The organism is Parabacteroides sp. KHUB-02 (assembly GCF_056640955.1).
On sequence record NZ_JBWQEV010000001.1, the window covers coordinates 4,739,951 to 4,765,183 of the forward strand.

18 protein-coding genes are annotated in these 25,233 nt (G+C 45.5%); 7 read left to right on the forward strand and 11 right to left on the reverse strand.

Annotation, left to right across the window (positions count from 1 at the left end):
- Window positions 1-19: 19 nt before the first annotated feature.
- The 6 genes from ACYIA1_RS19990 to ACYIA1_RS20015 form a co-directional block, all read right to left on the reverse strand.
- Window positions 20-5,701 carry an alpha-2-macroglobulin family protein gene (locus ACYIA1_RS19990; RefSeq protein WP_480336294.1) on the reverse strand — a complete coding sequence of 1,894 codons (5,682 nt, stop codon included), beginning with the start codon at window positions 5,699-5,701 and terminating at the stop codon, window positions 20-22.
- 87 nt (window positions 5,702-5,788) lie between these two features.
- Window positions 5,789-6,286 carry a dihydrofolate reductase gene (locus ACYIA1_RS19995; protein ID WP_005858889.1) on the reverse strand — a complete coding sequence of 166 codons (498 nt, stop codon included), beginning with the start codon at window positions 6,284-6,286 and terminating at the stop codon, window positions 5,789-5,791.
- Window positions 6,287-6,369: 83 nt separating this feature from the next.
- The gene (locus ACYIA1_RS20000) at window positions 6,370-6,762 is read right to left on the reverse strand and encodes a pyrophosphohydrolase domain-containing protein (protein WP_146376139.1); all 393 of its coding nucleotides are present in this window, start codon (window positions 6,760-6,762) and stop codon (window positions 6,370-6,372) included.
- A gap of 19 nt (window positions 6,763-6,781) precedes the next feature.
- On the reverse strand, window positions 6,782-7,438 hold the full coding sequence (locus ACYIA1_RS20005; RefSeq protein ID WP_009276150.1) for an HIT domain-containing protein: 657 nt from the start codon (window positions 7,436-7,438) through the stop codon (window positions 6,782-6,784).
- Window position 7,439: 1 nt separating this feature from the next.
- Window positions 7,440-9,452, reverse strand: coding sequence for an ATP-binding protein (locus ACYIA1_RS20010; RefSeq protein ID WP_480336295.1), 2,013 nt, complete (start codon window positions 9,450-9,452; stop codon window positions 7,440-7,442).
- 3 nt (window positions 9,453-9,455) lie between these two features.
- Complete coding sequence (locus ACYIA1_RS20015) at window positions 9,456-11,075, reverse strand: FAD-dependent thymidylate synthase (RefSeq protein WP_413639720.1); 1,620 nt, start codon at window positions 11,073-11,075, stop codon at window positions 9,456-9,458.
- Between the two features lie 22 nt (window positions 11,076-11,097).
- Here ACYIA1_RS20015 and ACYIA1_RS20020 point away from each other — a divergent pair, with 22 nt between their 5' ends.
- From ACYIA1_RS20020 to ACYIA1_RS20030, 3 genes are all read left to right on the forward strand, one after another.
- Window positions 11,098-11,274 carry a hypothetical protein gene (locus ACYIA1_RS20020; protein ID WP_192938474.1) on the forward strand — a complete coding sequence of 59 codons (177 nt, stop codon included), beginning with the start codon at window positions 11,098-11,100 and terminating at the stop codon, window positions 11,272-11,274.
- A 242-nt stretch (window positions 11,275-11,516) separates the two neighbouring features.
- On the forward strand, window positions 11,517-12,665 hold the full coding sequence (locus ACYIA1_RS20025; RefSeq protein WP_413639721.1) for an aldose epimerase family protein: 1,149 nt from the start codon (window positions 11,517-11,519) through the stop codon (window positions 12,663-12,665).
- Window positions 12,666-13,203: 538 nt separating this feature from the next.
- The gene (locus ACYIA1_RS20030) at window positions 13,204-13,572 is read left to right on the forward strand and encodes a hypothetical protein (RefSeq protein ID WP_036618242.1); all 369 of its coding nucleotides are present in this window, start codon (window positions 13,204-13,206) and stop codon (window positions 13,570-13,572) included.
- Here ACYIA1_RS20030 and porE read toward each other — a convergent pair.
- Both porE and ACYIA1_RS20040 read right to left on the reverse strand, forming a co-directional pair.
- Window positions 13,564-15,540, reverse strand: a complete 1,977-nt coding sequence (gene porE / locus ACYIA1_RS20035) for a PorE family type IX secretion system protein (RefSeq protein WP_005868464.1) — start codon at window positions 15,538-15,540, stop codon at window positions 13,564-13,566. The two genes, ACYIA1_RS20030 and porE, sit on opposite strands and share 9 nt — an antisense overlap.
- Window positions 15,541-15,600: 60 nt before the next feature.
- The gene (locus ACYIA1_RS20040) at window positions 15,601-16,815 is read right to left on the reverse strand and encodes an S-adenosylmethionine:tRNA ribosyltransferase-isomerase (protein WP_122369044.1); all 1,215 of its coding nucleotides are present in this window, start codon (window positions 16,813-16,815) and stop codon (window positions 15,601-15,603) included.
- A gap of 124 nt (window positions 16,816-16,939) precedes the next feature.
- On the opposite strand from ACYIA1_RS20040, the gene ACYIA1_RS20045 reads away from it, so the two are divergent.
- The 3 genes from ACYIA1_RS20045 to ACYIA1_RS20055 are packed head-to-tail and all read left to right on the forward strand — an operon-like array spanning window position 16,940 to window position 20,641.
- Window positions 16,940-18,022: a DUF2027 domain-containing protein gene (locus ACYIA1_RS20045; RefSeq protein WP_005868468.1), complete on the forward strand. Its 1,083-nt coding sequence runs from the start codon at window positions 16,940-16,942 to the stop codon at window positions 18,020-18,022.
- Entirely contained in the window at window positions 18,012-18,485 is a 474-nt protein-coding gene (locus ACYIA1_RS20050) for a CYTH domain-containing protein (RefSeq protein WP_480336296.1), read from the forward strand. The genes ACYIA1_RS20045 and ACYIA1_RS20050 overlap by 11 nt, the downstream gene beginning before the upstream one ends.
- A complete protein-coding gene (locus ACYIA1_RS20055; protein ID WP_057326595.1) occupies window positions 18,482-20,641 on the forward strand; it encodes a S46 family peptidase in 2,160 nt (719 codons plus the stop codon). The genes ACYIA1_RS20050 and ACYIA1_RS20055 overlap by 4 nt, the downstream gene beginning before the upstream one ends.
- A 162-nt stretch (window positions 20,642-20,803) precedes the next feature.
- Here the strand turns inward: ACYIA1_RS20055 and ACYIA1_RS20060 are convergent, their stop codons facing one another.
- The 3 genes from ACYIA1_RS20060 to hemW form a co-directional block, all read right to left on the reverse strand.
- Window positions 20,804-20,971: a hypothetical protein gene (locus ACYIA1_RS20060; protein WP_005858864.1), complete on the reverse strand. Its 168-nt coding sequence runs from the start codon at window positions 20,969-20,971 to the stop codon at window positions 20,804-20,806.
- On the reverse strand, window positions 20,964-21,563 hold the full coding sequence (locus ACYIA1_RS20065; RefSeq protein WP_005858862.1) for an ATPase: 600 nt from the start codon (window positions 21,561-21,563) through the stop codon (window positions 20,964-20,966). The genes ACYIA1_RS20060 and ACYIA1_RS20065 overlap by 8 nt, the downstream gene beginning before the upstream one ends.
- Window positions 21,564-21,680: 117 nt before the next feature.
- Complete coding sequence (gene hemW, locus ACYIA1_RS20070) at window positions 21,681-22,808, reverse strand: radical SAM family heme chaperone HemW (RefSeq protein ID WP_259011036.1); 1,128 nt, start codon at window positions 22,806-22,808, stop codon at window positions 21,681-21,683.
- Between the two features lie 190 nt (window positions 22,809-22,998).
- On the opposite strand from hemW, the gene ACYIA1_RS20075 reads away from it, so the two are divergent.
- A complete protein-coding gene (locus ACYIA1_RS20075; protein ID WP_005868471.1) occupies window positions 22,999-25,155 on the forward strand; it encodes an elongation factor G in 2,157 nt (718 codons plus the stop codon).
- The last annotated feature ends 78 nt before the right edge of the window (window positions 25,156-25,233 follow it).

The window sequence follows — 25,233 nt, forward strand, 5'->3', positions numbered from 1 at the left end:
ATTGTAAGAAAAGGCTTGTTTAGGGCATGATCCGCAAGCTTTCTCCGGCGGTGTGCGACACGAATTCCGGGGCGTACATACATTGAATCGTACTGATACCTCCGGCGTATTCGCCGCTACGGGATACGTAGACCGGATATTCCAAGACAAACGTACCTTCCGGCAGACGATTGATGAAGAAATTCTCGGATACGTCTTTCGGGGATCTGTAGTACCAGATACCGTCTCTTGATTCCGGGCCGGAAAGTTGATCGGCCGGTTCGAAGCAGCCCGCACGTAGATCTTTCAAGAATACGTAATTCATTTCACGGTCTGTCCGGATCGTTAGCCGAACGATTACCTTGTCTCCGATGCGGAGCGGCTGCTCCGGTGTTACGGGACGGATTTGGCGGTTGGTACCGTTATTGGTCTCGACGAATAATTTCTTCTCGACACTCAACACCCCTTTTTGTCCTTTTACCTTGTCGATCTCTTGGAAGTATTGCTCGTAAACAGCTCCCCATGCCGGCGTGTTTCCTTCCTTGCGGATCGAGAGCACGGGATTGGCGGAACTATTTGCCGGCTCGTTCGGAAGTATCGTTTTGAGGTAACCGATGGCGATTTCCCCTTCCGCGGTACTGTAGGTCTTGCCGTCCCATGTCGCTACACAGGTGTTTTGCGTGTTCAGCCAATCGCTACCTGTGAGTAGCAAGGCGTAAATGGCGTTTACCGTGGCGGGTACGGATTCCCAGTTTTGTGTACGTTTCTGGTTTAGCAACCATTGTTTCATCCGGTTTGTATTCTGGGTATCCGGCGCGATCTCGTTAAAGACGGACATTAATAAGCAATGCGTGTCGATCGGTGAGGTGAAATAATCACTCCCCCTGCGGTTGTTTGCCCAATACATACCTTTCTCCTCGGAGATCGTAGCGGTCTTCTTTAGTCCTGTCAGGATCGCTGTCGCCACCTCCTTTTTACCGTTTCGATGCATTAACAAGGCGATTTCGCCCTTACTGATTAAGGAATATTGATTCCAGTGCTTCTCCGCTTGGTTCGTATAGAAACGGATCGCTTCCCGGGCGTCTCCCAGTTCCGGGATATCCCGGTAGGAACTGCGGACGAATAAGAACTCTACCTGCTCCGGCGAGGGACATGCGTTTTGCCATTTCTTATCGTATTTCAGCAAGTTCTCATAATCCGTTTGCATACTTTTGTCCAAGAACTTGAGGGCCTTCATTTGCATCTCTTTCTCCGCTTGCCCATATTGGATCGCGTTTAGCTGTACAAGCTGTGACATACCTTTCAGGATAGAAAGCGTGATCGCACGGCTTGCGGGGAAACCTTTGAACCAGCTCCATCCACCCTCTTCGTTCTGTTGTTGGATCAGTTGTTGCAAGGCCGCTTCCCGTAATCCGTCCGCACGGTTTAGGTCGAACAATAAAGACAAGCGTTGTTTTTGCTCTGTCTCGTTATCGGCGGCCAGTACCCAAGGCGTCTCTTCCAAGAGTATGTTCTTCAGCTCTTGGTTCTTTTCCAAGTTTGAATAGAGGGTAGAGGCATTCCCTCCTTGGGCGGTCCATTGGTTGATCACTTTCTGGATGCGGGGATGGGCTTGGGCGATATAGGAAGCCAACGTATTGCTGTAATAAGCGGCAAACCAAGATAAGATATTATCATTGTTCGGCTGTGTGATCGTCGGTAATGCCTGTACCGCGTACCAAATCGGATTCCCGGTCATCTCCAGCGTGAGACGGAACGGTGTCGCTCCCTCCGAGTTCCCGGAGATACGGATTTGTTTCTCTCCTTCCTTGAGCAAATAGAACGGGGTACTTTCCGTGATAAGCAATTGATTGGAAAGAACCGGTACGATCTGCTGCTCCCCGTCGCTTCCCTTTTCAGAGTCGGCTAGGATACGTATGCCCAGTAGGCTGATCTGTTTGGGAACCGGGATCATCCAGCTTACAGTAGCGATGCTATCCGGTTGCAACTCAAACGGACGTTGTGACTTGCTCAAGCAGATAATCGGTTGGTCTGTAGCGGGATCGAATAGTTCGATGCGTACACGGCCGGATACCGCTTCCTTAGAATTGTTGATGACTTGCGTGCTGATGCTGACCTCATCCCCTTGGCAGACGAAACGAGGCAGATTCGGTAGAACCATCAAGGGTTTGCTGCTAATGACCTCTTTCGTAAGCAGACCGTATTTTAGGTCTTTGGTATTGGCCAACATCTGTAGTTTCCAAGTCGTATTACTTTCCGGCAGGGTGAAATTTACGAATACGTCTCCTTCCTCGTTCGTTTGTAAGGTCGGGTAGAAGAAGGCGGTTTCCGCGAAGTTCTGCCGGATTTGCTCCGGACTTATCGGCTGGCTGCTCTCTTTGGCGAAAGGATCGGATAGGCTGAACACGGGTTCCCCTTCCGTAGATTCCACACTAGGCTCTTCTAACACGGCGCTGTCTTCCATGATGTTCATGGATTCCGCCACTACTGGGGCTGCCGCGGATTTCAGCATGATACCACCTGTGGCGAAAGCCCGGTTGCTGGAGCCGTATCCTCGTATGACAATCTCATTGAATAGACCGAACCAATTTAAACGGTCATACTGATATTGAGGTACTTTTATATACTTGGCCTCTGTCTGGTCATATTGATAACTACGCTGGAATCCGGCTCCGGTTGAGAAACGGGGAGCTTGTAGCAAGATCGTTCGCCGCGGGGAGAAATACCAATTGAATGGTATGATTTTATCTAGCGAGGCATCATACATGCTGGTCAGTACCTCGGCGGATACGATCGTGGAGTCCGCGTCGGTGATACGGAATTTCCAGCTCTCTTTACTTCCCGGAAGTAAACGATCCCGGAAGGTTATCGGCTTGATGGTTAATTGCCGGTTGGGTAGCTGAAGCTCTACGGGTACTTGGGTAATATATAGCTCACCCTCTTTTACGAACGTAAAGGATACGATGATTCCCTCTCCATATTCCGGCTTGAACGGGATCTTAAACCGATGGTTCGCGTCGCTTAGCTTTATCAACTCGTGATGGATGCGGTTATTTCCGGCAAACCATTCATAGAGTACGTAGGCGTCCTTGTCGGAGGTGCCGAATACGATCTCCGCTTCCTCCCCGGGTAAACAAGTTGTCTTCTCTTTCAGCAGCCAAGTATGGGTAAATACGGGAGGACGCTTGTCGTTCTTTCCGTATAGGATGAAATCGGACTGGTTCTTACTCTGCCGTCCTTGGCTATCTTTGGCTTCTACTAAAATACGGTAACGCCCGGAGGGCAATGGGTTGAAAATAGCCGGACTGATCTCCTTGCCACTGGTAAAGCTACCGGAAGCTACTTGCTTGCCTTCTTGATAGCTCTCTCCGCTATTCTTATCGGATCGGTTTGCGATCAGTTCTACGATCTTGAAAGTACCGGAGGTGGAAACCATCTCCCCATTGATTGTCCGGGCTTCGACTACGGCTTTTACCGAGTCTTTCTCGATTTGTGGCGGTAGGTTCGTGAATAAGACGATACTGGATTCTCCTACCGAGAAGGTGTAATTCGCCTCTTGGGTCTCTCCCTTGCTATCGGTTACGGTAGCCGATACCTTGTAGGTCTGGTATGCGGAAGCGTATGGATTCGTATCCTCCTCTTTTTGGGGACGGAAAGATACGTTGAATGTCCCATCGCCGGAAAGGGTGGTACTCCCTTCCGCAACTTGTGTCGGAGCGCTCGGACGGAAATACCTCCACAACAGGAAGGGCCTGCGTGTAATACGCCAAGTGACATCTCCGCTGGGCAGTGACACGCCGGAGAATGTAGCCGCCTTGCCTTGTATGGTAACGGAATCGCCGAAAGCGATATCTCCCTTGATCGGGAGGAAGTACGCTTGGAAAGTCGGACGTTTGTATTCCTCTACATGAATATATACGCTCATCTGTCCGGTACTTAACCGGAAGACACCGCTTAGGGTCTGTTTGGGGAGGGAGAACTCTCCGTTAAAAGAACCGAACTCATTGGTCGTGACTTTCTTCTGGGCTATCTCTTTCCCGTTAGCGTCGTATAAGGTCACCGTAAAAGGCTGTCCGGCCACGGCATGCGGGTCGTTCGAGTCTTTTACATAGGCGAGACCTTTGAAGAAAATGGTTTGTCCCGGACGGTAAAGCCCACGATCCGTAAAGATTGAGACTTCTACCGGGTTCTTTTCCGGTCTGTGGCCGGAACCCATCGGGTAGATATTTGTCAACATAGCGTTGGTATCTCCCGGTCTGCTGGCTTGGAACGCCAATACTTGACTGTTCGCCGGAAGCGTGGCCAAGCCTTCCCGGTCTGTCTTGACGGTACCCAGTACTTGCAAGCTACGACGCTGACCTCCGTAATAGGTAACGATAGCCCCATCAACAGGCTTCCCGCTAAGATAGTCGGTAACCATGACCTCTTGTTTATTACCGGAAAGATTACGATAGATCGCGGCCAATCGGGTTACGCTAACCGTATTGATCGTCTTTAGCTGTTGTCCGGGTACGGTTACGACACATTCATACAATCCCGGTTGATCCATAGATATATGTAAGGTCGTATCTTGCTGCGAATAGGTGTCGGGCAGCCGCAAGGAGAATGTCTTCTCATTTACGAGTTGTCCCAAGGTGCTGCTACTTGATTTTTTTGCGGATGTATGGGCTGCCGCTTGTAAAGGTGTTTTCGAGCTTCGATAGATTTGTACGATGACTTTCTGTACATTCTTATATTCCAGCTTGATCCCCAGTTGCTGTCCCGGATAAACCGTATTGTTTGTAGATACGGATAAAGTAGGTTGTTCCAATTGTGCCAAGCGATTCTTTAAGATAGCCGTGCGAGGGTAACCGGAATACCGCTTGATACCCTCCTCGCATAGTTTCACCTCTTCCACTTTGATAGAATCCCATTGGGTAGAGACGTAACGAAACATACTGCCGCTAACCAAATCCAATTTAGCGATTAAGATCTCGGCTGCATAGTTTTGAGAAGCTAAGTTCCTGTAAAGCTCATCCAATGCGTTCATGTAAGCCACGAAAGACTCTTTATCCCTTTTATCCCCGTAAAGGAATCGTAGGTAATCCAATTCCGTAAGGAGGACCGATTTCATATTTGGCTCCTTATTTTGAAAGGCGATCAAGTCTTTATAGATCTGTACGGTTGGTTGGATGTCTAGTGCCCGGAAGGCAAGGAACTCATAGAGGGTCGGACGCAGGGTTTGCGAGTCCTTTCCGATCTCCAGAATATCCTTGAACTTGCTGACAGGCGTATTTTGCAATAAAGCCGTAGGTCGCAATGATAAATCGATCTCTTCCTTGATCTTATCCGTGAATAAGTTGGAAGTCCATACCCGGATATCCTCCGGGATATAACCGCTTAATTGGGTTCTTTGGTTGATGGTCCACTGGTTCCGTTGGAAGTAGTTCTGATACATCTCCGCCAGCATGGAATGTAATACCGCCACGGAAGCCGAGTCGGCGCAACTGTTGGTGTAATTCTCCACCTCCTTGATCAGTTCCGGGAACTGATCATCGTTTACCTCCATCTGTTCTTTCATTTTAAGGATAAGATTCTTGATCACCATAGGGGTATTCTTATCGTTTATAGCTTGCGTGATAACAGAACTTTTTTGTTGAGGCTGGGCGGCCCGGCTATACATAATAACCGCCGAGATGCCGCAAAGTATCAGGGCAGATAAAATAATTGCTCTTATCTTCATATCTTTTGGGTTTTATAAGTTTAACAATAAACCTTTCCTATATAGATACAAAGAAAGAGCAAAAAGTTGTAAAACGTACGTTAATGTTTATTTTTTGCGCACGTAGGTGATGTAGGTGTAGGGGTAAGGGTTCTTCTCGTCTGCGGGATACTCCTCACGTTCAGTCTCTTCCCAAAGGTCCCAGTTTACGACGGGAAAGAACGAGGTAGCGTCGGGAAACTCATGATGGATGCGGGTAATATACATCTTGTCGGCTATTCTCAAAGCCTGTCTGTATACCAACGCGCCGCCGATAATGAATATCTCGTCCTCTTTCTCACATAAATCCAGAGCGGCCCCCATTGACTCGCAAGCGAAACAATTCACGAAACCAGCCTCGGGCATAGTCGTCAATACGACATTCTTCCGATTGGGCAGTGGCGCTACAGGGAGAGACTCGAATGTCTTACGTCCCATGATTACCGCATGTCCCGTGGTTAATTCCTTGAAACGCTTCATGTCTGAAGGCATGTGACATAATAATTGCTGATTCTTTCCGATCGCGCTTTTATCTGCGATTGCTGCGATGATAGAAATTGTACTCATAGACTTATTGATTTTAATATAAGTGTTATAATTAGTAACAAAGGTACTTACTTTTGTTTGTATAACAAAATTGGGCAGGTTCGTTAACTGTTCTGTGATAGATTATCGATGTATGCCTTTATCTTAGGAGCGGGATCTTCCCAATGCTTAGGTTTCATGATTTTGCCGTCTTTAGGGTTGTATATGGGGTTTCCGTCTTCTCCTAATTTTTCCATGTTTGCTTTTTGTATGATATCAAACAACTCATCCGGTTTGATCCCCATTTCAACTAAAGTGCCTAGAGCGAAATAGATGAGATCTATCATGGCATCCGCTTGTTCGTAGATATCAGGAGCGACCAGAAATTCGGCTATTTCCTCCATAAGCCATTTTGCCCTATCTTTCGCACGTTCCTTGGGGATAAAAGCAGGACGATCAGAACTAGGGTGCCCGAATTTATCGTGGAATAATTTTACCTTTTCCCATTCTTTATTCATCGTATGTAAATTAAAGAGTTTATAATATATCATTGAGCGTTTGGATGAGATTTGGCTCTATGGCCTTGATCCTTTTCCAGTCCCATTCTTCGTTGATTTTGTAATATTCCGCGATTTTCATTCTAAAGAATTGAGACACATATCTTTCTTGTGTTTTGGAGATATCAGTAGCGTATATGGAGCCATCCGCGTTCATCGCCATTAGATATTGCGGGGTATTCCTAAGACTCTGATAGCATTCTGTAAATGTATGGAACCGAGATATATTCTCTTCTTCGAGTAAGAAAGAGGTTAAATCAAGAGAAGTAGGTACTGGTATTATGTGGATATGAGCATGGTATACGCTACACGTGCTATATTTAAAGGAACCTCCTCCATGTTCAAAACATACAACATGCCCGTACGATGCTAATTTTTCTTTGAGTCCATTCAGTAAATCTTCCAATTCACTTAATTCCTCATCGGTGAGTTTGGACATACTTTCGATATGCCTTTTTGAAATGACAAGCAGGTAGTGCTTGAGAAAATGCCCAATTGTGGGCATCACGACAAAATGCTCACAATCTTTCATGATCCTAGATGGGATCTTGGCATTCATATATAATTTCCCAAAAAGGCTATCTTCGGGATCATGGATTTCCGTGCAGAACTCACAAGAAGTCCTTTTGTTCAGCATCTTATTCCCTGTTTTCTTTCAACATCTTGTTCCATTCCTTTATTTTCTCTTGATGGCATTCCGATTTATCACAATTCTTTAATTCCAATAAACCTTCGGAATCCTCGCCTTTGGCGCCACACCAATCCAAATAACTCTGGTCTTCTTCTTGTTGGTACGATGAGGAGAGAGCTTTAGTAAGATCTTTGACTAACGCGGTCTCTGTCCGTTTGACAAATTCATCCTCGCTAATATCAGAGTCATTAGATTTTCCTTTTGCTCGATAGAACAGTCGTCTGGCCTCTTCGTCCGGACGGTCGAAAAGTATCCTGTGATCGAATCGTCCTTTTCTTCTGACGGCTGAGTCTATATTATGTAAGTAATTTGTTCCCAATACGAAAATGATGTTTTGCTTATCATGTAAATCTTGCAGTTTGGGAAGCATGCTGGCCGTGAGGAAATTGAGGATCGTCCTACTCGATGTTGTCTCTCCGGATTCGGATCGGTTTCTGAATAATTCATCGCATTCATCGAAGAATACGACAGCATGATGCAGATTGTATAGATCGTTAAAGATTTCTCTGCTGGTACTTTCTATGAAATCGAGCCCCTTCTTTATGAAATGGCTTGGCGATAATTCGACCAATGGCCAGCCCAAGGCCTTAGCCATTTGCTTCACGATATAGGTTTTCCCGCTGCCCGAGGGACCACATATAATGAAGGAGATATTGTCTTTTTGGGGAGAAAGAAGCAAACAGCCCTTTTCCTTATTTCCTATAATCGGTTGGATAATCCCATCGATCGTTTCTTTAGGCTTTAAGATGTGATCCGGTTCGATGATTTCATCATTCCAGCGTTTGATCTCTTTTATTGTATTTTGTTCGTCATAGACATAGTTTGTCACGCCTAGCCTTTTTAATGCTTTTATGCGTGCGTACGCTTTTTCAGCAAGCCAATATTTATACAAAAAACGGCATGTATAAGCCGTGATCCATGTTTCCGTATAGCCTTTGAGCTTGATTCGGTCGCTGCTCCAGCCATATACGCACGGATTGTCAAGTTTCTCGAACGTGGAGGTTATGTAGTTGAACAATTTTCTGAAAGAAGGGATAATTATATCCAAGATTAGCTCAACGTTGTCATTGCAATCGACTAAGAATTTATAATCAATGATGGCCTCGGCCAGTTGCGACGCAATTTGGATGCTAGCTTGTTGGATAACATCTCCGGAATCATCGAACGATATCGTAGCTCCCGTGGGCCAGCAGCCATCGTTATGTTGTAATTTGACAATCGCCTCAAGGCATGAGATGCAGAAGGGGGAGGTCTTAAAACCGGGATCTCTTGTTATTTTACAGCAAAGTGCGATTACCAATGAGATGGGGTCGAAGGATAATTCTTTTACGTTATAGCGAGCCATGTGGTAATTGATATGGCTATCTATCAAAGTGTCCACGGATGGTATTTTTATGATTCCGTTGGCATCCCCATATATGGTTTCGATGTATTTCTGGCAATTGAGTAAGCTGAGCAGGAACCAAGGTGACCTGCTTGCTTCCGGGTAATAGTATTCATCGTTGGCGCTATTGGATAGGATGTCTGTTTTGGCAGTTTCTATATCAATGGCTTCTTTTGCCGCATTTATGATGTCTTCGCCAATCGTATGTCTATACTTCTGGAGATAAACCATCACCTTTAATATTTGTTCCAGCAAGATGATGGAGCGGCTGCCATTGTTGGTTGAGTATTGATCTTTTTTCCCAAATATATCGGGGGTAAATATATGGGTCAGTTCAAGGGTCATTTCTTTTAGCCCGAATGCTCCCGCCTCATAAGTCTCCGCACTTTCCAACAAGGCGGAGTAGGCTTGGAAGGTAGCGGTATAGAAGATACCTTCTTTTTGTTCCGGTATTATTTGTTTGGAAGAGCGGATGAACCCCGTACCTTCATCCGTTCTTTTGTGGCTGACCAGAGAGTCGACAGCTCGCTTCAACCAGTCTAGGGCGTTGTTTATATACAAATTATCCGTTTCCATATCTTACAGCTTTCTATCTTTTTTATTTTCCGCATCTTCCCTTGACAAGTCGTAGAAGTTCTTATCCACGAATTTCATGCAATCATCGACAAAATCATGTTTTGCTTTATTAATGATTAAATCGTGCATATCGATACAAACCTTACGGTAAGAATAATGACCTTGCTTTTGCGATCTTAATTCGATGAAGTGGGTCGCTTCCCTTAGATTCATACATATCTCATACCGTACCCGGTATGCGAAAGGAATGACATATTGGGCGACTTCTTCTCCGAACGCGTCGTTTATTTTCTCATAGATACCTTCGGATTTGATCAAGGCATTCTCATAAAGCTTCTTCAATCGAGGCAAGTCTTCTAGCTCAATAGGGATTATGTACCCGTTGCGAGGTGATAACTTTTGCCATTCTAAAGTCAGCATCCTGTGTCGTTGCAGGTCTCTGAATGCTCCATAGTCCGATAGAACCTCAAATTTATAGGATATCGTCTCCAAGGCCCTTCCCGGCTTATGTCTCCTGTTCTGCCGGTTGCCACAGTACTTTTTTAGGATGTCCCGTTTTTCTTCTTCAGTGAATGTCTCGATTCTCTTCTGTATATCCTTTTCTGATTCAAATGTATATTCGAATAATATGGACTGTATTATTTTATCCAGACCGTCTTTATCCCATGCGATCAGATTGACCTCATTCTGTGTGTGTCTGATTGGAAGCGCAACGGTTTCTTTTTTTAATAGACTTTTCGCTACGCCATTCATCTCCGAATGAATATCTTTGATATATTGACTCCAAAGTTTACCTCTGTTCTCTAGATCGACTCTGGTTAAAAAGGCGGGTATTATCTTCCTTAGTTCGTGCAATATCATATCGGCATATTGTATGACCTCGGCATTATCGCTTGCGTACATTTTAACCAACATGTATTCAAAGGCTTGTCCATTCGCGTACACCCCAAGGTTAGACCTTGTGGACGCGGGTAATAAACCTCTGACGATGTCACATGCTTTTGCCCTGATAATCGCTTCCCAAGCCCTGTCTGTTTGTTTTTCTCCTTGCGGGTATTTCTTCTTTAATATTGGGGTAAGTTCTTCGAGGATCTCTGTATATGTGTCAAATAGAAAGTCCATATATTCCTTATACAGGCTTTCTAATGGAGAACCGGCTATCTCAGGGGGGATAACATAGTGATATTGTCCGTTTATCTTTTTATTATAGTACACATATCGTGTACTCTGCTCTAAATAGGAAGCTATACGTCCTTTTTCTATGATTTTTGTCAAGATATTGGATACTTGCTCGCAAGCTATGTGCGCGCCACCCAGTTGGGCGACAGAGTCATCGCCAAAGTCCAAGATCATTTTGTCATACAGGGAAGAGGCTCTTTCCATACCGGCAACAGGCATACTATCTGTCGTAAGTTTCGTTGAATGGGTATAGAACTCATCTAAAAATAACCTTCTTAATGATTTATTAGATCGACTATATCTAGCGAAAAGCGCTCCTTTTACGACATCGGGTAAATTAATAAGGCCAAAAACAGGCTTATCCGTATTGGTGAAATATTTGTTTAATATCTCAAGCTCTTGATCAGTGAATGATTCTTGTATGAAATAAAGTTGTTTGCTCATAGAAAATTATAATGTGTTTAATATGATGACACTTGGCCTCTCTTTGTTTTTGGCAAGCGTTGATACTTTCGCCGTGATAGAGACCGGTTGCAAAGGTATTAAAAAATTCCATGATGCCATTTGTAAAGTACGAGTCTTCTACCGGTTTCTTCGGGTTTCCTTGGCTGTTTCTTCGGGAGGTATTAGGGGATTTGTATGAAGGTCTAGCTTATTTATCAGCTGTTGGACGATCATCTACCAACTGTTGCATGATCTTCCAACGGCTGTTGCATGATCATCTACCAATTGGTGGATGATTAAGATGTCAAGAGGAAGAGTGTAGTACTTCGGGAGGAAATCGGTAAGGATTCCCGAGAAAATGCGTAAGGATATTGGACCTCATGTGGATAGAATGCGTATCTTTGCCCGAAGAATAACATTTATTAATTTTAAAGGAAAGAGATGAAAAAACTTTGTTTTGCGGTCATGGCAATGTGTATGTTATTGTCATGCGGAGGTAAGAATGAGAAGGGGGCGGCTACGGAAGAGGCCACTCTTTCTGGTTTGATGAAGTCGGATTTTGTATCTGAGGTAGATGGTAAGCCGACTGCTTTGTATGTGTTGAAGAATAAGAAAGGGGCTGAGGCTTGCGTAACGAATTGGGGCGGACGCTTGGTTTCCGTGATGGTGCCTGATAAGAACGGTAAGATGACGGATGTTGTGCTTGGATATGATAATATCGCTCAGTATGTAGCTTTTCCGGATAATAACTATGGTGGTTTGATCGGACGTTATGGCAACCGTATCGCGAATGGTAAGTTTACGTTGGACGGAACGGAGTATCAACTTCCGCAGAATAATAACGGGCATTGCTTGCATGGAGGTCCGAAAGGATATCACGCGGTAGTTTGGGACGCGAAACAGATCGATGACCAAACTTTGGAGTTGACTTATCTATCGAAAGACGGTGAGGCAGGTTTCCCCGGTAATCTGGATATCAAGGTGATCTATAAGTTGACGGATGATAACGCCGTTGATATTAAGTACGAGGCTACGACGGATAAACCTACTGTCGTGAATTTGACAAACCATAGTTATTTTAATCTTTCCGGTGTCCCCGGCTCGCAAATCATGGATCATACGATCATGATCGACGCGGATACATATAACCCGGTGGACGAGACTTTGATCCCGACTGGTATCGAACCCGTGGAAGGCACGCCGATGGATCTCCGCAAATCGGTAGTGGTAGGCGCTGATATCGACAATCCGTTTACGCAATTGGTTTACGGTGGTGGTTACGATCATAATTGGATCTTGAACGCCGCCGGCGATATCAATAAGGTAGCCGCTAAGGTTGTATCTCCGACAAGCGGTATCGTTATGGAAGTCTACACCAACGAGCCGGGTCTTCAATTCTATGCCGGTAACTCAATGACGAAAGCGGGTGATAAAGGCAAGTTAGGTGTGGTTTACCCACATCGTGGCGCCCTATGTCTGGAGACTCAACATTACCCGGATAGCCCGAACCAGCCGACATTCCCGAGCGTAGTGCTTCGTCCGGGCGAGAAATATACGAGTGAGTGTATTTATAAGTTCTCGGTAGAGTAAATAAGGAAGAAAGTTCCGGATTTGGAAATATCTACATAATGGTGAGGCGTATATACATAAATAGGATGTATATGCGCCTCTCTTTTTTACTCACGGAAGCATCTTGTTTATAGTGGAAGGATTTATCGCTAGAGAGTATACGCCATCTTTTCCCAATAGATTTTAAAAGAGAAAAATAAATCCATATGATGTATGAGAAAAAGCGTTATATTTGTATCGATAAAGTAAACTCTTGTGGAAATTCAAGGGTTTATGAATCAAAGTGTGATTACGATAAGCGTTTAAGATATTATCTTTGGAACTGAAAATCGCCAAGTTTCAAGTCGGACAGAGATAATAGGCAACTAAACGCTCACGCTTGTTATATATACTGCCTAATAGTATACGTAATAAGGCGTGGGCTGTTGTTTATTATTTGTCCGATGGGTGTTTGGCGATGCCTCAGTTTCGAATAGTAGATTAACAGTTCCCACGCTTCTTTTTTGTAGCATATAGAAATACCGAACAAGGTGAACGGTCCGGTTTGAGGGAAACGTATATGGAGGTAATTAAAAAGCAACGTTTGGCTGTCTGTCGTATATTATTGGATGTAGTGGAAGGTGCGTGTGAGGTCCGTGATCCGGATCTGATCATGCGGACTCGTCATTATCCGGCACTTCAAAAGGAGATGTGTTTTGCGGATCGGGATTGGGAAGAAGCGAGAGATTTGAGTGTACTTGCCTGCTTGGTACTATCCAAGGAATTGCATTATAAGGTTAAGATGATGATCGGTTTGGTAGCTCATGACTTGTATTCAAGGGAGTCCTCGGTCTCTTATCAGCAACGCCTGTCCTTCGATGTGCTGATGAGTGCGATCGATTGGCCGGTCTCTTTTAAGGAGATCACGCTCTTTGCTCCCTCAAAATAAGTTATAGTTTGTACGTAAGACCTTGAATTCCGTTCTGCGGTTGATCTGGTCGGCGATCTCTTGCTGTTCCGGCGGCAGGGCAAGGATGAATTCCTCGGTAAGCACATCGCCTTCTTTCAAGAAATCGAATTGTTTAGCCATCTTCTTATTGATCGTCTTGGGAACGCTTTCTCCATATCCTTTCGCTTCCAGACGAGCCGCCTCGATACCTCCCGCTATTAGGTAATCCACGACCGATTGCGCACGGCGTTGAGCCAAACGCTCGTTATACTGGTCCGTACCTTTCCGGTCCGTGTGGGCACCCAGTTCGATCGTTACGTTCGGGTTATCGTTCAGCATCTTGATCATCTCGTCCAAAGCTTTCTTGGATTCCGGACGAAGGGTCGCTTTATCGAAATCGTAGAAAATGTTATCGATAACAACCGGCTTGCTGATCGGAGAGAGAAAGAAATCCACGATATACGTCTCGTTTTTCTCCTCGGGGCCGGTATGCAACTCGTAATTCTGGTTGAGGTAACCACGGGCGCTGGCCATCATGACATAACGGATGTCCCGTTCCAACTCGACACGATAGGTACCGTCTTTCTTGACCGGGACTTTCACGTTCAGTCCGTCTTTTCCGACGATGCGTACGGTAGCGTCCTCGATCGGATATTCATCGACATCGTTTACGATTCCTTCGATGAAGATGGTGATCGTAGGCCGTTCAAAGGAATATATATGGTCATAGCCCCGTGCGTCGTTGCGGTTGGAGCAGAAGAAGCCCCGTTCCTCTTTTCCGGCGAAGGTGATACCGAAATCGTCTGCCATAGAGTTGATGGGAGCGCCTAGGTTCTCGACCTTCCACTTCCCTGTACTGTCTTGCGTGGCCTTGAACAGATCGAGGCCGCCCATTCCCGGATGTCCGTTGGACGCGAAATAAAGGGTGACGGAATCCCGGACATACGGGAACATCTCGTCTCCCGGGGTGTTGATCTCTTCTCCTAGGTTCTCCATCGGGCCGAAATCGTTTCCCGCTACCCGGGCACGGAAAATATCCTTGCCACCGAAACCGCCCACGGCGTCGGATACGAAATACAAGTATTTGCCGTCCGGCGAGATGGAAGGATGACCGAGGGCGGTAACCGAGTCTTTTACGATCGTCGCACGGGTTCCTTTTCCCCATTTGGCGCTGCTTCGGGTAGATATGTAAATCTCGGCGGTACGAGGGCCTTCCGGATCTTGGGCGCAATAGGTATAATACATCGTGTTTCCATCGGGGGAGAAAGAGGGGGTTCCTTCGTCGTATTCCGTATTCACCTCGTCTTCGAGCTCTACGGGAGCTAGCCAAGCCCCTTTCTCGTCTTGCTTGACAAGGAAGAGGTTATTGTTATTTTGCCCGGTGATGGCGCTGACTTTCGCGTCTTTGTCTTTCGAGCGGGAAGAAGCGAAGTATAGTTGGTCGTATTTATCTCCGGCCAGCATCGGACTGAATTCTCCCCGGCGGGAATTGAATTTATCCATGCGTCTTACCTCGTAGCGGGTAGGGTTCTTTTTCCATCCGGGAGCTAACTCGCATCCTTGTATGCCGTTGATAGCTAATAAATTGCTAGGATCGTTCTCCATATAGATATCGTAGTTCTTGATCGCCTCCGGATAACGTCCGGTCTTCTGTAACATCTGTCCCATGCGTAGGTAGACGGTGCTATCCGGGTAATCATAGCGGATGGCGTTCATATAGGCGCTAGTCGCTTTCGCCGTATTATTGATCAACCGGTTACATTCGGCCATACGGTAAGCGATATAGCCGCGCAAATCCCTTTTCTTCGGGGATGTTTTCGTGTAAACCTTACGATAAATGGCGGCTGCCTCATAGTATTCCCCGATACGCTGCTTCTCCTCGGCATCGCTCAACTTCGCCGATTTGCAGGAATACAAGGAAGATACGATAAGCAAAAATAAAATATATATAGTAAAATGCGCTTTCATTCAATCTGGAATATATTCGTGCAAATATAACGAATTGTATGGGATCTTATTGTATGTCTGTTACAATAACAAGGAACTATCCCCATAACTCAGGAACCTGAAATCGTGCTCTAAGGCATACTCATAGATGGATTTCCAGTTTCCTTTTACGAAAGCGGAGATCAGCAAGAGCAAGGTGCTTTTGGGCTGGTGGAAGTTGGTGACGATTCCTTTTACGATCTTGAACTCATAGCCCGGGGCGATGATGATTTGCGTAGCCGTTACCAGCGTATCCGCATCATGCTTATCCAGATAATCGAGGATGTTTTGAAGGGATCGCTCCGCTGTCAGCCGGTTGTTATTGGTGTCGTAAGGCATCCATTGTTTTACGACGAGATCTTCGGAAGTCGCTTCCGGGTTATTATCTAGGATCACGCCCATGTAATAGAGACTTTCCAAGGTCCGTACGGAAGTCGTTCCTACGGCGATGATATTTCCAAGGTTGCTTTTGATACGTTCGATGGAACTGCGGCGGACGGAGATAAATTCCGTGTGCATCTCGTGACCTTCGATCGTGTCGCTTTTTACCGGTTTAAAGGTACCCGCTCCGACATGCAAGGTGACTTCTTCCCGCCCGATGCCCCGAGCATCTATATCGGCAAGTACTTCCGGAGTGAAATGAAGTCCGGCGGTCGGTGCGGCGACGGAGCCTTTTATCTTAGAATAAACTGTTTGATAGGTCTGTAGGTCGCTCTTCTCTGTTTCCCTGTGCAAATAAGGAGGAATCGGCAAGACCCCGGCGGCATCCAAGATATCTGCGAACGTATAAGCCTCATTATCCCAAGTGAATTCGATCAAATGTGTGTCACCATGAGACTTTTTCTTATCCGCTGTCAGCACGACCGGTTCATCCTTAATGAAGATCGTTTTGGATAAAGTGCCTTCTTTCCATTTCTTAAGGTTGCCAACCAAGCAAGTCCAGCTACAGCGTCGGGTCTCTTGAAAAATCAAGGCGTAATCATGAGGCTCGATGGGCTCCAAACAGAAAATCTCGATGCGTGCGCCGGTCTCTTTCTGGAAAAGTAGGCGGGCTTGTATGACCCGGGTATTATTGAATACCATCAAGGTGTTTTGGGGAAGATAATCCGTGATATGCTTAAAGATACTTTCGCTTATTTCCCCGTTACGGTAGAGTAAAAGTTTGGACTCATCCCTTTTAGGCAATGGGAACTTCGCGATTCGTTCGTCCGGTAACGAATAGTTATAATCTTCAATACGTATTTCTTGCGTCTTCATTACTTCTTCTGTCCTGTTAAAAAACATCCGTTTGTATGGATTCCGGGTGCAAAAGTAGTAAATAGGTTTCGGATTCGCGGATTATTCCCTAATTTTGTGCGCATAATATAATAAGGTATAGAATATGAGTATTCAAATAGGTGATAAAGTTCGCTTCCTGAATAGTGTGGGAGGTGGAGTCGTACGTGGATTCCGTGGAAAGGACCAAGTGTTGGTTGAGGATGAGGATGGGTTTGAGGTTCCTGCCTTGATCAAGGAATGTGTCGTGGTTGGGGGTAATGATATGCAAGTGCATAGTTCGAACCGTCCGAAAGTACAGGCTCCGGTAGAGACTCCTTCCCCAAAGAAGCCTGAACCCAAAGAGGAAAAGGTCGAGGAGACACCGGAGGGAGAGCGTCTGAATGTGTATCTGGCTTATCTCCCGGTCGATCCGAAGGCGTTCCAGCAATGCGGCTATGAGACGTATTTCGTGAATGATAGCAATTACTATTTGTTCTTCAATTATATGAACCGGACGAATAATAGCTGGACAAGCCGTTATAACGGGATTATCGAGCCGAATACGAAAATATTCCTAGAGGAGTTCGGTAAGCCGGAGTTGAATGATCTGGAAAGGATCTGCGTGCAACTGATCGCTTTCAAGAAGGATAAACCCTATTCGTTGAAAAACGCCGTATCTGTAGAGTTGCGCTTGGATACGGTTAAGTTCTACAAGCTTCACTGCTTTATGGAGAATGATTTCTTTGAGGAGGATGCCTTGATTTATCCGATTATCCGCAATGACTTGCCCGAGAGAGAACTATTGGTCTCTGCGGCAGAGTTGAAGGAAGCTATGCAGCAAAAGGTTCGTGAGGAACGTAGGGTTCCCCGGCAAATCGTGAAAAAGAAGCCGACGAATAGCGCTATCCTTGAGATCGATTTGCATATAACCGAATTGTTGGATAATACGAATGGATTGAGCAATGCGGATATGCTGACGTACCAGTTGGGAAAATTCCGTGAGGTGATGGATCAGTACGCTCTTAATAACGGACAGAAGATTGTCTTTATCCATGGAAAAGGCGATGGCGTGCTGCGTAAGGCGATCGAGAAGGATTTGAAGACCCGTTATAAACAACATTATTTTCAAGATGCTTCTTTCCGCGAATATGGTTTTGGTGCGACGATGGTAACGATTAAGGCTGATACCTCGCAACATGGCCATTGAGATAGAACGGAAATTCTTGGTCTCCGGTGATTTCTTACCGGAGGCTGTTAGCTCCACCCGTATCGTGCAGGGATATATTTGCTCACAGCCCGGACGTACGGTTCGTATTCGTATCCGGGGAGAGAAGGGATTTCTAACGATCAAAGGCGCTTCGGATGAGAAAGGCTTGAGCCGTTATGAGTTTGAGCAAAAGATTCCTCTGGTGGATGCCGAGCGGTTGTTGGAGCTTTGCGAGCCGGGTGCGATCGACAAGGTTCGTTATCTGGTTCCCAGAGGCAGCCATACGTGGGAAGTCGATGTTTTCCACGGAGCGAATGAAGGGTTGATCCTTGCGGAGATCGAGTTATCGTCTGAGGACGAGCCTTTTGAGAAACCGGCTTGGCTGGGTAAGGAGGTAAGTGGAGATCGCCGTTATTATAATTCAATGTTGACAAAACATCCTTTTAATAGTTCAAATACATGAAGAAACTCTTTTTATCTGTAGCGGCCGCTATATTGGCGTTTCCGGTCTTGGCCGATGAGGGCATGTGGCTGCTCCCTTTATTGAAGCAACAAAAGTTTGCGGAGATGCAGGCCCTTGGTCTGCGATTAAGCGATCAGGAAGTGTATAGCGCCGAGGCTCCTTCCTTGAAAGACGCCGTGGTTCGTTTTGGCGGTGGTTGTACGGGCGAGATGATCTCTCCGGACGGGTTGGTGCTGACGAATCATCATTGTGGTTATAGTAGCATCCAACGGCATAGTACCTTGGAACATGATTATCTGACGGACGGCTTTTGGGCGATGTCTCGTGATAAGGAGCTTCCGAATCCGGGATTGACGGTTACTTTTATCGATAAGATCGACGACGTGACGGATTATGTGAGGACGGAACTGAAAAAGATCACGGATCCGAACAGCATGGAATTCTTGTCCGCTAAGTACTTGAATGGCCTCGCTAAAGCGAAAGTAGGTGAGAAGTTCTTACAGGATAACCCCGGTACGGAAGTCGAGATCAAGGCTTTTTATGGAGGTAATAAGTACTATATGTTTACCAAGAAGGTCTATTCGGATGTCCGTTTAGTCGGTGCTCCCCCTTCCTCTATCGGTAAGTTCGGGGCGGATACGGATAACTGGATGTGGCCTCGCCATACCGGAGACTTCTCTCTTTTCCGTGTGTATGCCGACGCGAACGGAAATCCGGCACCTTATTCGGAAACCAATGTCCCGCTTCGTCCGAAACGTTGGCTAAAGCTTTCTTTAAAAGGTGTGGAGGAGAACGATTATGCCATGATCATGGGTTTCCCCGGTCGTACCAATAAATACTATACCTCATGGGAGGTAGCCGAACGTCGGGATATAGATAATGCGGTACGTATCAATATCCGTAATCTCCGTCAAGAGGCGATGCTGGAAGAAATGCTGAAAGATCCGCAAGTCCGGATTCAATACGCTAGTAAGTATGCGGGTTCTACGAACGCTTATAAGAATGCGATCGGTAGTAACTGGGCGATCAACAAACGTAATTTTGAGCAGGTGAAAAACGATGAGCAGGATCGTTTGATCGCTTGGTCGAAGAAGATGTGTGAGCCTGCTTATCCGGAAGCGCTTCTGACATTGGAGCAGATCGTTAATGATCGTAAGGATTTGCGTTTCCGTAGTTGGATGTTGGATGAGGCATTGAGCCGTGGCATCGAGTTCTCCAAAGTTCCGACCGATATCGAGACTGTTTGTGAGGCTTTGGAGGGGAAAGATCGTTCCGAGCAGCAAAAACAGGTCACTCAATTGGAGAGGGCTTTCCACCGTTTCGCTGATAAGGATTATGCGCCGATGGTTGATAAGAAGATAGCAAAAGTCATGTTAAAGGAATATAGGCGTTTGGTCGCTCCGAAGTCGCAGCCGGCTTATTTTTCCGTAATCGATAGCAAGTTTAAGGGGGATGTGGATAAATTCGTTGATTATCTGTTTGATAAATCGATCTATGGTAGTGAGAAGAACTTCAATGCGTTCAAGGAGCATCCGTCTGTCAAAACTTTGAGAGAAGATCCGATGATTCTGTTCGCGCAATCCGTAAAGGATGAGAAAAAGGCGTTAGATAAGGCTTTGGCTGATTTTGATGCCGGATATGCGATCGCCCATCGTGCGTATGTGAAAGGACTTTTAGCGATGTATGGAGACTTGGCTAGTTTTCCGGACGCGAACTCTACGCTTCGTCTGACTTATGGGCAGGTGAAAGGTTACAGTCCTCGTGATTGCGATTATTATGGTCATCAAACCACTTTAGACGGCGTCATGGAGAAGGAGGATTCTACGAATTGGGAATTTGTGGTTTCTGCTCGTTTGAAGGAATTATATCAAGCAGGAGACTTTGGCCCTTATAAGATGCCTAACGGTAAAATGCCGGTTGCCTTCTGTGCTACGACCCATACAACGGGAGGGAACTCCGGTAGTCCGGTATTGAATGGACAAGGAGAGTTAATCGGTATCAATTTCGACCGTAACTGGGAAGGAGTAGGAGGGGATATCCAATATCTGCCCGATTATCAACGCAGTATTATCGTAGATATCCGTTATGTCCTATTCGTAATCGATAAATATGCCGGAGCCGGTTATTTATTGAACGAGATGGAATTCTCAAGATAGAGAAGTAAGTTAACTTCGTGGGCGAAGTATGTTAACTGAAATGCCGAAGTATGTTAACATACTTCGCCCATGAACCTAAGTTCCTTTTTCTATAAAGCCAAAAAGAGGAGACATATCCTTGAAAGATACGTCTCCTCTTTTTGTATATGTTATATCTATAACTTAATAAATCTTGTCAAGATCAACAGCTTTGACTCTGAAGATATGACCGTTACGAGAGAATACCAACTCTCCGTCTTCCTTCTTCTTCTGATTCACCAAACGCTGAAAAGCTATATTTGCACCTTTTACTATATTCTCTTCGAATTCTCTAACTTCTTGCTCATTCATGATGTTCAAGTTTTGTAAAAATATCTAGATTATACACTTCCCTTTTATCATTCTTGAATCCCTTGGCGATCACTTCCATGGGAGACATCGAATTATCTGTTATCATCCAATAGTCACTAATAGGAAGGTATAGCTCAAATAAATTGTGGATACCAGCCTCATATCGACGCCGTATCGTTGCTTCCGGAATATTGTGACCTCCGGCGGCTACCCTCATTTTCACACGTTCCACGGCTAGATCCGGCGTATTCAGCCAGAAGTAAAGCAATGTAACATAATAACCTTCCCTTTGTGCTTCCCGTATCAAGTTTGCGACTGAACGGGTGGCCAGCGTAGTTTCCATTGCGAAAGTCTCACCAGCACCGATGAGTTCCTTTATCCGCTTATACATAATACGACTAGCTTCAACGGCGACGGCTATACTGTCTGCATTAAAAGGGGAAAGTCCCTTGGCTATCTCGTCTGAGTTAACAAACTCCCTACATTTTAGCATTTCTGGTAAAATAGTGAAGGAAGCTGTTGTTTTTCCTGCTCCGTTGCAACCTGATATTATATACAAATATGGCACTGTTTGCTGTTTTTGATGCTGCAAATATATGTAATAGTTTTTTAATATGCGTCGTTTTATTTCTCAAAAATCGTGAAAATGTGCAGGAAATGTACTTTTAACTAACAGGTTTGTTGGAGAAAGTGGTGGTTTTGTTAATTTTTATACCCAAAGTAGATCACTCATGATTCCGTCGGAAACGAAGATTCCTGACTTGGATAAAATCAATTTGTCACCGGTTTGTAATAAGAGACCTTGGTTGATATGGGGTTGAGCTTGCTTTTGACAATAAGAAAGGAGCTTCCTGCCAAATTTTGTCTGGATATCAGCGAAAGAGACTCCCCACATGGTTCGAAGGCCGGTGATGATGAAGTCGTTGTACCGGGTGCATAGGTCTAAATCCTCGGATTCTATTGTCGGATGCCCATTTTCTATACCTTCTATATATATAGGTAGAGAAGATGGATTCCATTCCCGGTCTATCCCGTTATAAGAATGGGCGGAAGGACCGAGGCCTAGATATTTCTTTCCGGTCCAGTAGGAGCTATTGTGCTTGGAGAAGAACCCGGGACGGGCGAAATTAGATATCTCGTAATGCAAATAGCCTGCTTCTGCCAACCGATCTATTAATGTGGAAAAGAACGAGACGCTTAACTCCTCGTTTATGGGGGTCACTTTTCCCGCTTCCAGCAATTTGTAAAGTGCGGTACCTTCCTCGTAAATGAGGTGGTAGGCGGAAAGATGGGGAACATCCAACCGGATCGCTTGTCGCAAATTCTCTTCCCATGCTTGCTGCGTTTGGTTGGGGAGTCCGTAGATCAAATCGATACTGATATTTGTAATCCCATATTCCTTGCATAGTTCTACTGCTTTAATCGCTTGTTCCCGGTCATGGCGACGATTCAGAAAACGCAAATCTTCCGGATGAAAACTCTGTACACCCATACTGACCCGGTTAAAAGGATAATTACGGAGAAGCGATACATATTCTCGTTTCATGTCATCCGGATTCGCCTCTAAGGTAATCTCCGCTTGCTCGGCTACATCAAAATGACGATAGATGGCCTCGAATATCTTGCCAAAATCCTTCTCGTCTAATTGAGAGGGGGTGCCTCCCCCGAAGTAAATGGTTTCTAATGCTTCGTTTCCTATATATTCCTTCCGCAATTCCATCTCTTTTATAAGTGCGTTTATATACGGCTCTTTATACTTCATCTCCGTATTGGAAAAAAAGTCACAGTATAAACACCGCTTGGCGCAAAAAGGAACGTGGATGTATAAACCTGCCATCTGTATGGACACAATTATATCTTTACACAAAGATATAATTTAAATTTCAAAAAACCTTGCTGCTGCACAACATAGTTCTCAAACACCGGGCGATAATTGCTTTTTTCCTTTACAATCTCTAATTTGCGCCCTCGTGAAAGTGATTCACGCCAAATAAACGTATTGTTAAACTCAAATAAATCCTGATATCATGAAAGTATACCAAACAAATGAAATTAAGAACATCTCTATCTTGGGAAGTTCGGGCTCTGGGAAAACCACTCTCGCTGAAGCTATGCTTTACGAGGGTGGAGTTATAAAACGCCGCGGCTCCGTTGAGGCAGGAAATACGGTGTCCGATTATTTCCCGGTTGAGAAAGAGTATGGATACTCAGTTTTCTCAACCGTTTTCAGTGTTGAGTGGCAGGATCGGAAGCTGAATTTCATCGATTGTCCGGGTTCGGATGATTTCGTTGGAGGAGCTGTTTCCGCTCTGAATGTCACGGATACGGCACTGATGGTATTGAATGCCCAGTACGGTGTTGAGGTTGGAACCATTAACCAGTTCCGGTATACTGAACAATTTCATAAACCGGTGATTTTTGTTGTCAATCAGCTTGATAATGATAAAGCCGACTATGAGGGAACCATCGCCCAGTTGAAAGACCGTTGGGGCAGTAAGATCGTTCCGATCCAATATCCGATTAGCTGCGGCTCTTCTTTCAATGCCGTGGTGGATGTATTAAAAATGAAGATGTATCGTTGGAAACCGGAAGGTGGAGTTCCTGATGTATTGGAAATCCCCGCCGAGGAAATGGATAAGGCGATGGAGTTGCATCAAGCCTTGGTGGAAGCCGCCGCTGAGAACGATGATACTTTGATGGAGAAATTCTTTGAGGAAGGTGCCTTGAGCGAGGATGATATGCGTGCCGGTATCCGTGCGGGCTTGGTTACTCGCGGTATGTTCCCGGTATTCTGCGTATGTGCCGGTCGTGATATGTGTGTTCGTCGTACGTTGGAGTTCTTGGGTAACGTGGTTCCTTGTACCGACAAGATGCCTCGTCTGATTACTACGGAAGGCGTAGAGGTGACTCCGGACTCGAATGGTCCTACTAGCTTGTTCTTCTTCAAGACTACCGTGGAACCTCATATTGGTCAGGTTTCCTATTTTAAAGTGATATCAGGAAAAGTAAAAGAAGGTGACGATTTGATGAATGCCGATCGTGGTTCTAAGGAGCGTATCGCACAGTTATTTGCGGTAGCCGGACAAACTCGTACCCCGGTTACGGAAATGGTGGCGGGTGATATTGGAGCGACCGTTAAGTTAAAGGATGTTCGCCGTGGTAATACATTGAACGGAAAGGGTTGTGATTATCGTTTCGACTTCATTAAATATCCGGATCCGAAATATCGTCGTGCTATCAAGCCGGTGAATGAGGCTGACGCCGAGAAGATGATGGAAATCTTGATACGTATGCGCGAGGAAGACCCGACATGGGTAATCGAGCAGTCCAAGGAATTGAAGCAGACAATCGTTTCCGGTCAAGGTGAGTTCCATCTTCGTACATTGAAATGGAGAATCGAGAATAATGATAAATTGCCGATCGAATATCTGGAGCCGAAGATCCCGTATCGTGAGACGATTACGAAAGCGGCCCGTGCGGATTACCGCCATAAGAAACAATCTGGTGGCGCAGGCCAGTTCGGTGAAGTTCACTTGATTATCGAGCCTTATTATGAAGGTATGCCTGCTCCGGATACCTACCGTTTCGGCGGACAGGAGTATAAGATGAATGTTCGTGATACTCAAATAATTGATTTGGATTGGGGTGGTAAAGTCGTGTTCGTAAACTGTATCGTTGGTGGTGCTATCGACGCTCGTTTCTTGCCGGCTATCCTAAAAGGTATCATGGCTCGTATGGAGCAAGGGCCGTTGACGGGTTCGTATGCTCGCGATGTGCGTATTTGCGTATACGATGGTAAGATGCACCCGGTAGACAGTAATGAAATCTCTTTCATGCTTGCCGGACGCAATGCGTTCAGTACCGCTTTCAAGGAGGCTGGCCCTAAGATCTTGGAGCCTGTTTACGATGTCGAGGTTTCCGTTCCTGCTGATTATCTGGGAGATGTGATGAGTGACTTGCAAGGACGCCGTGCCTTGATTATGGGTATGAATAGCGAGAAGGGATTTGAGAAACTATTGGCGAAAGTTCCTTTGAAAGAGATGTCTAACTATTCTACTTCACTAAGCTCCATTACGGGCGGACGTGCTTCCTTTACGATGAAGTTCGCTAGTTACGAGTTAGTTCCTGCCGATGTACAAGAGAAGTTGTTAAAGGCTTACGAGGCTACTCAATCAGAAGAATAGGTAAAGTAAAATGTCATCATAATTTTTTAATATTTAAAGTTAAACGAGAAAAGGCCGGCTTTGTGAAGAGCTGGCCTT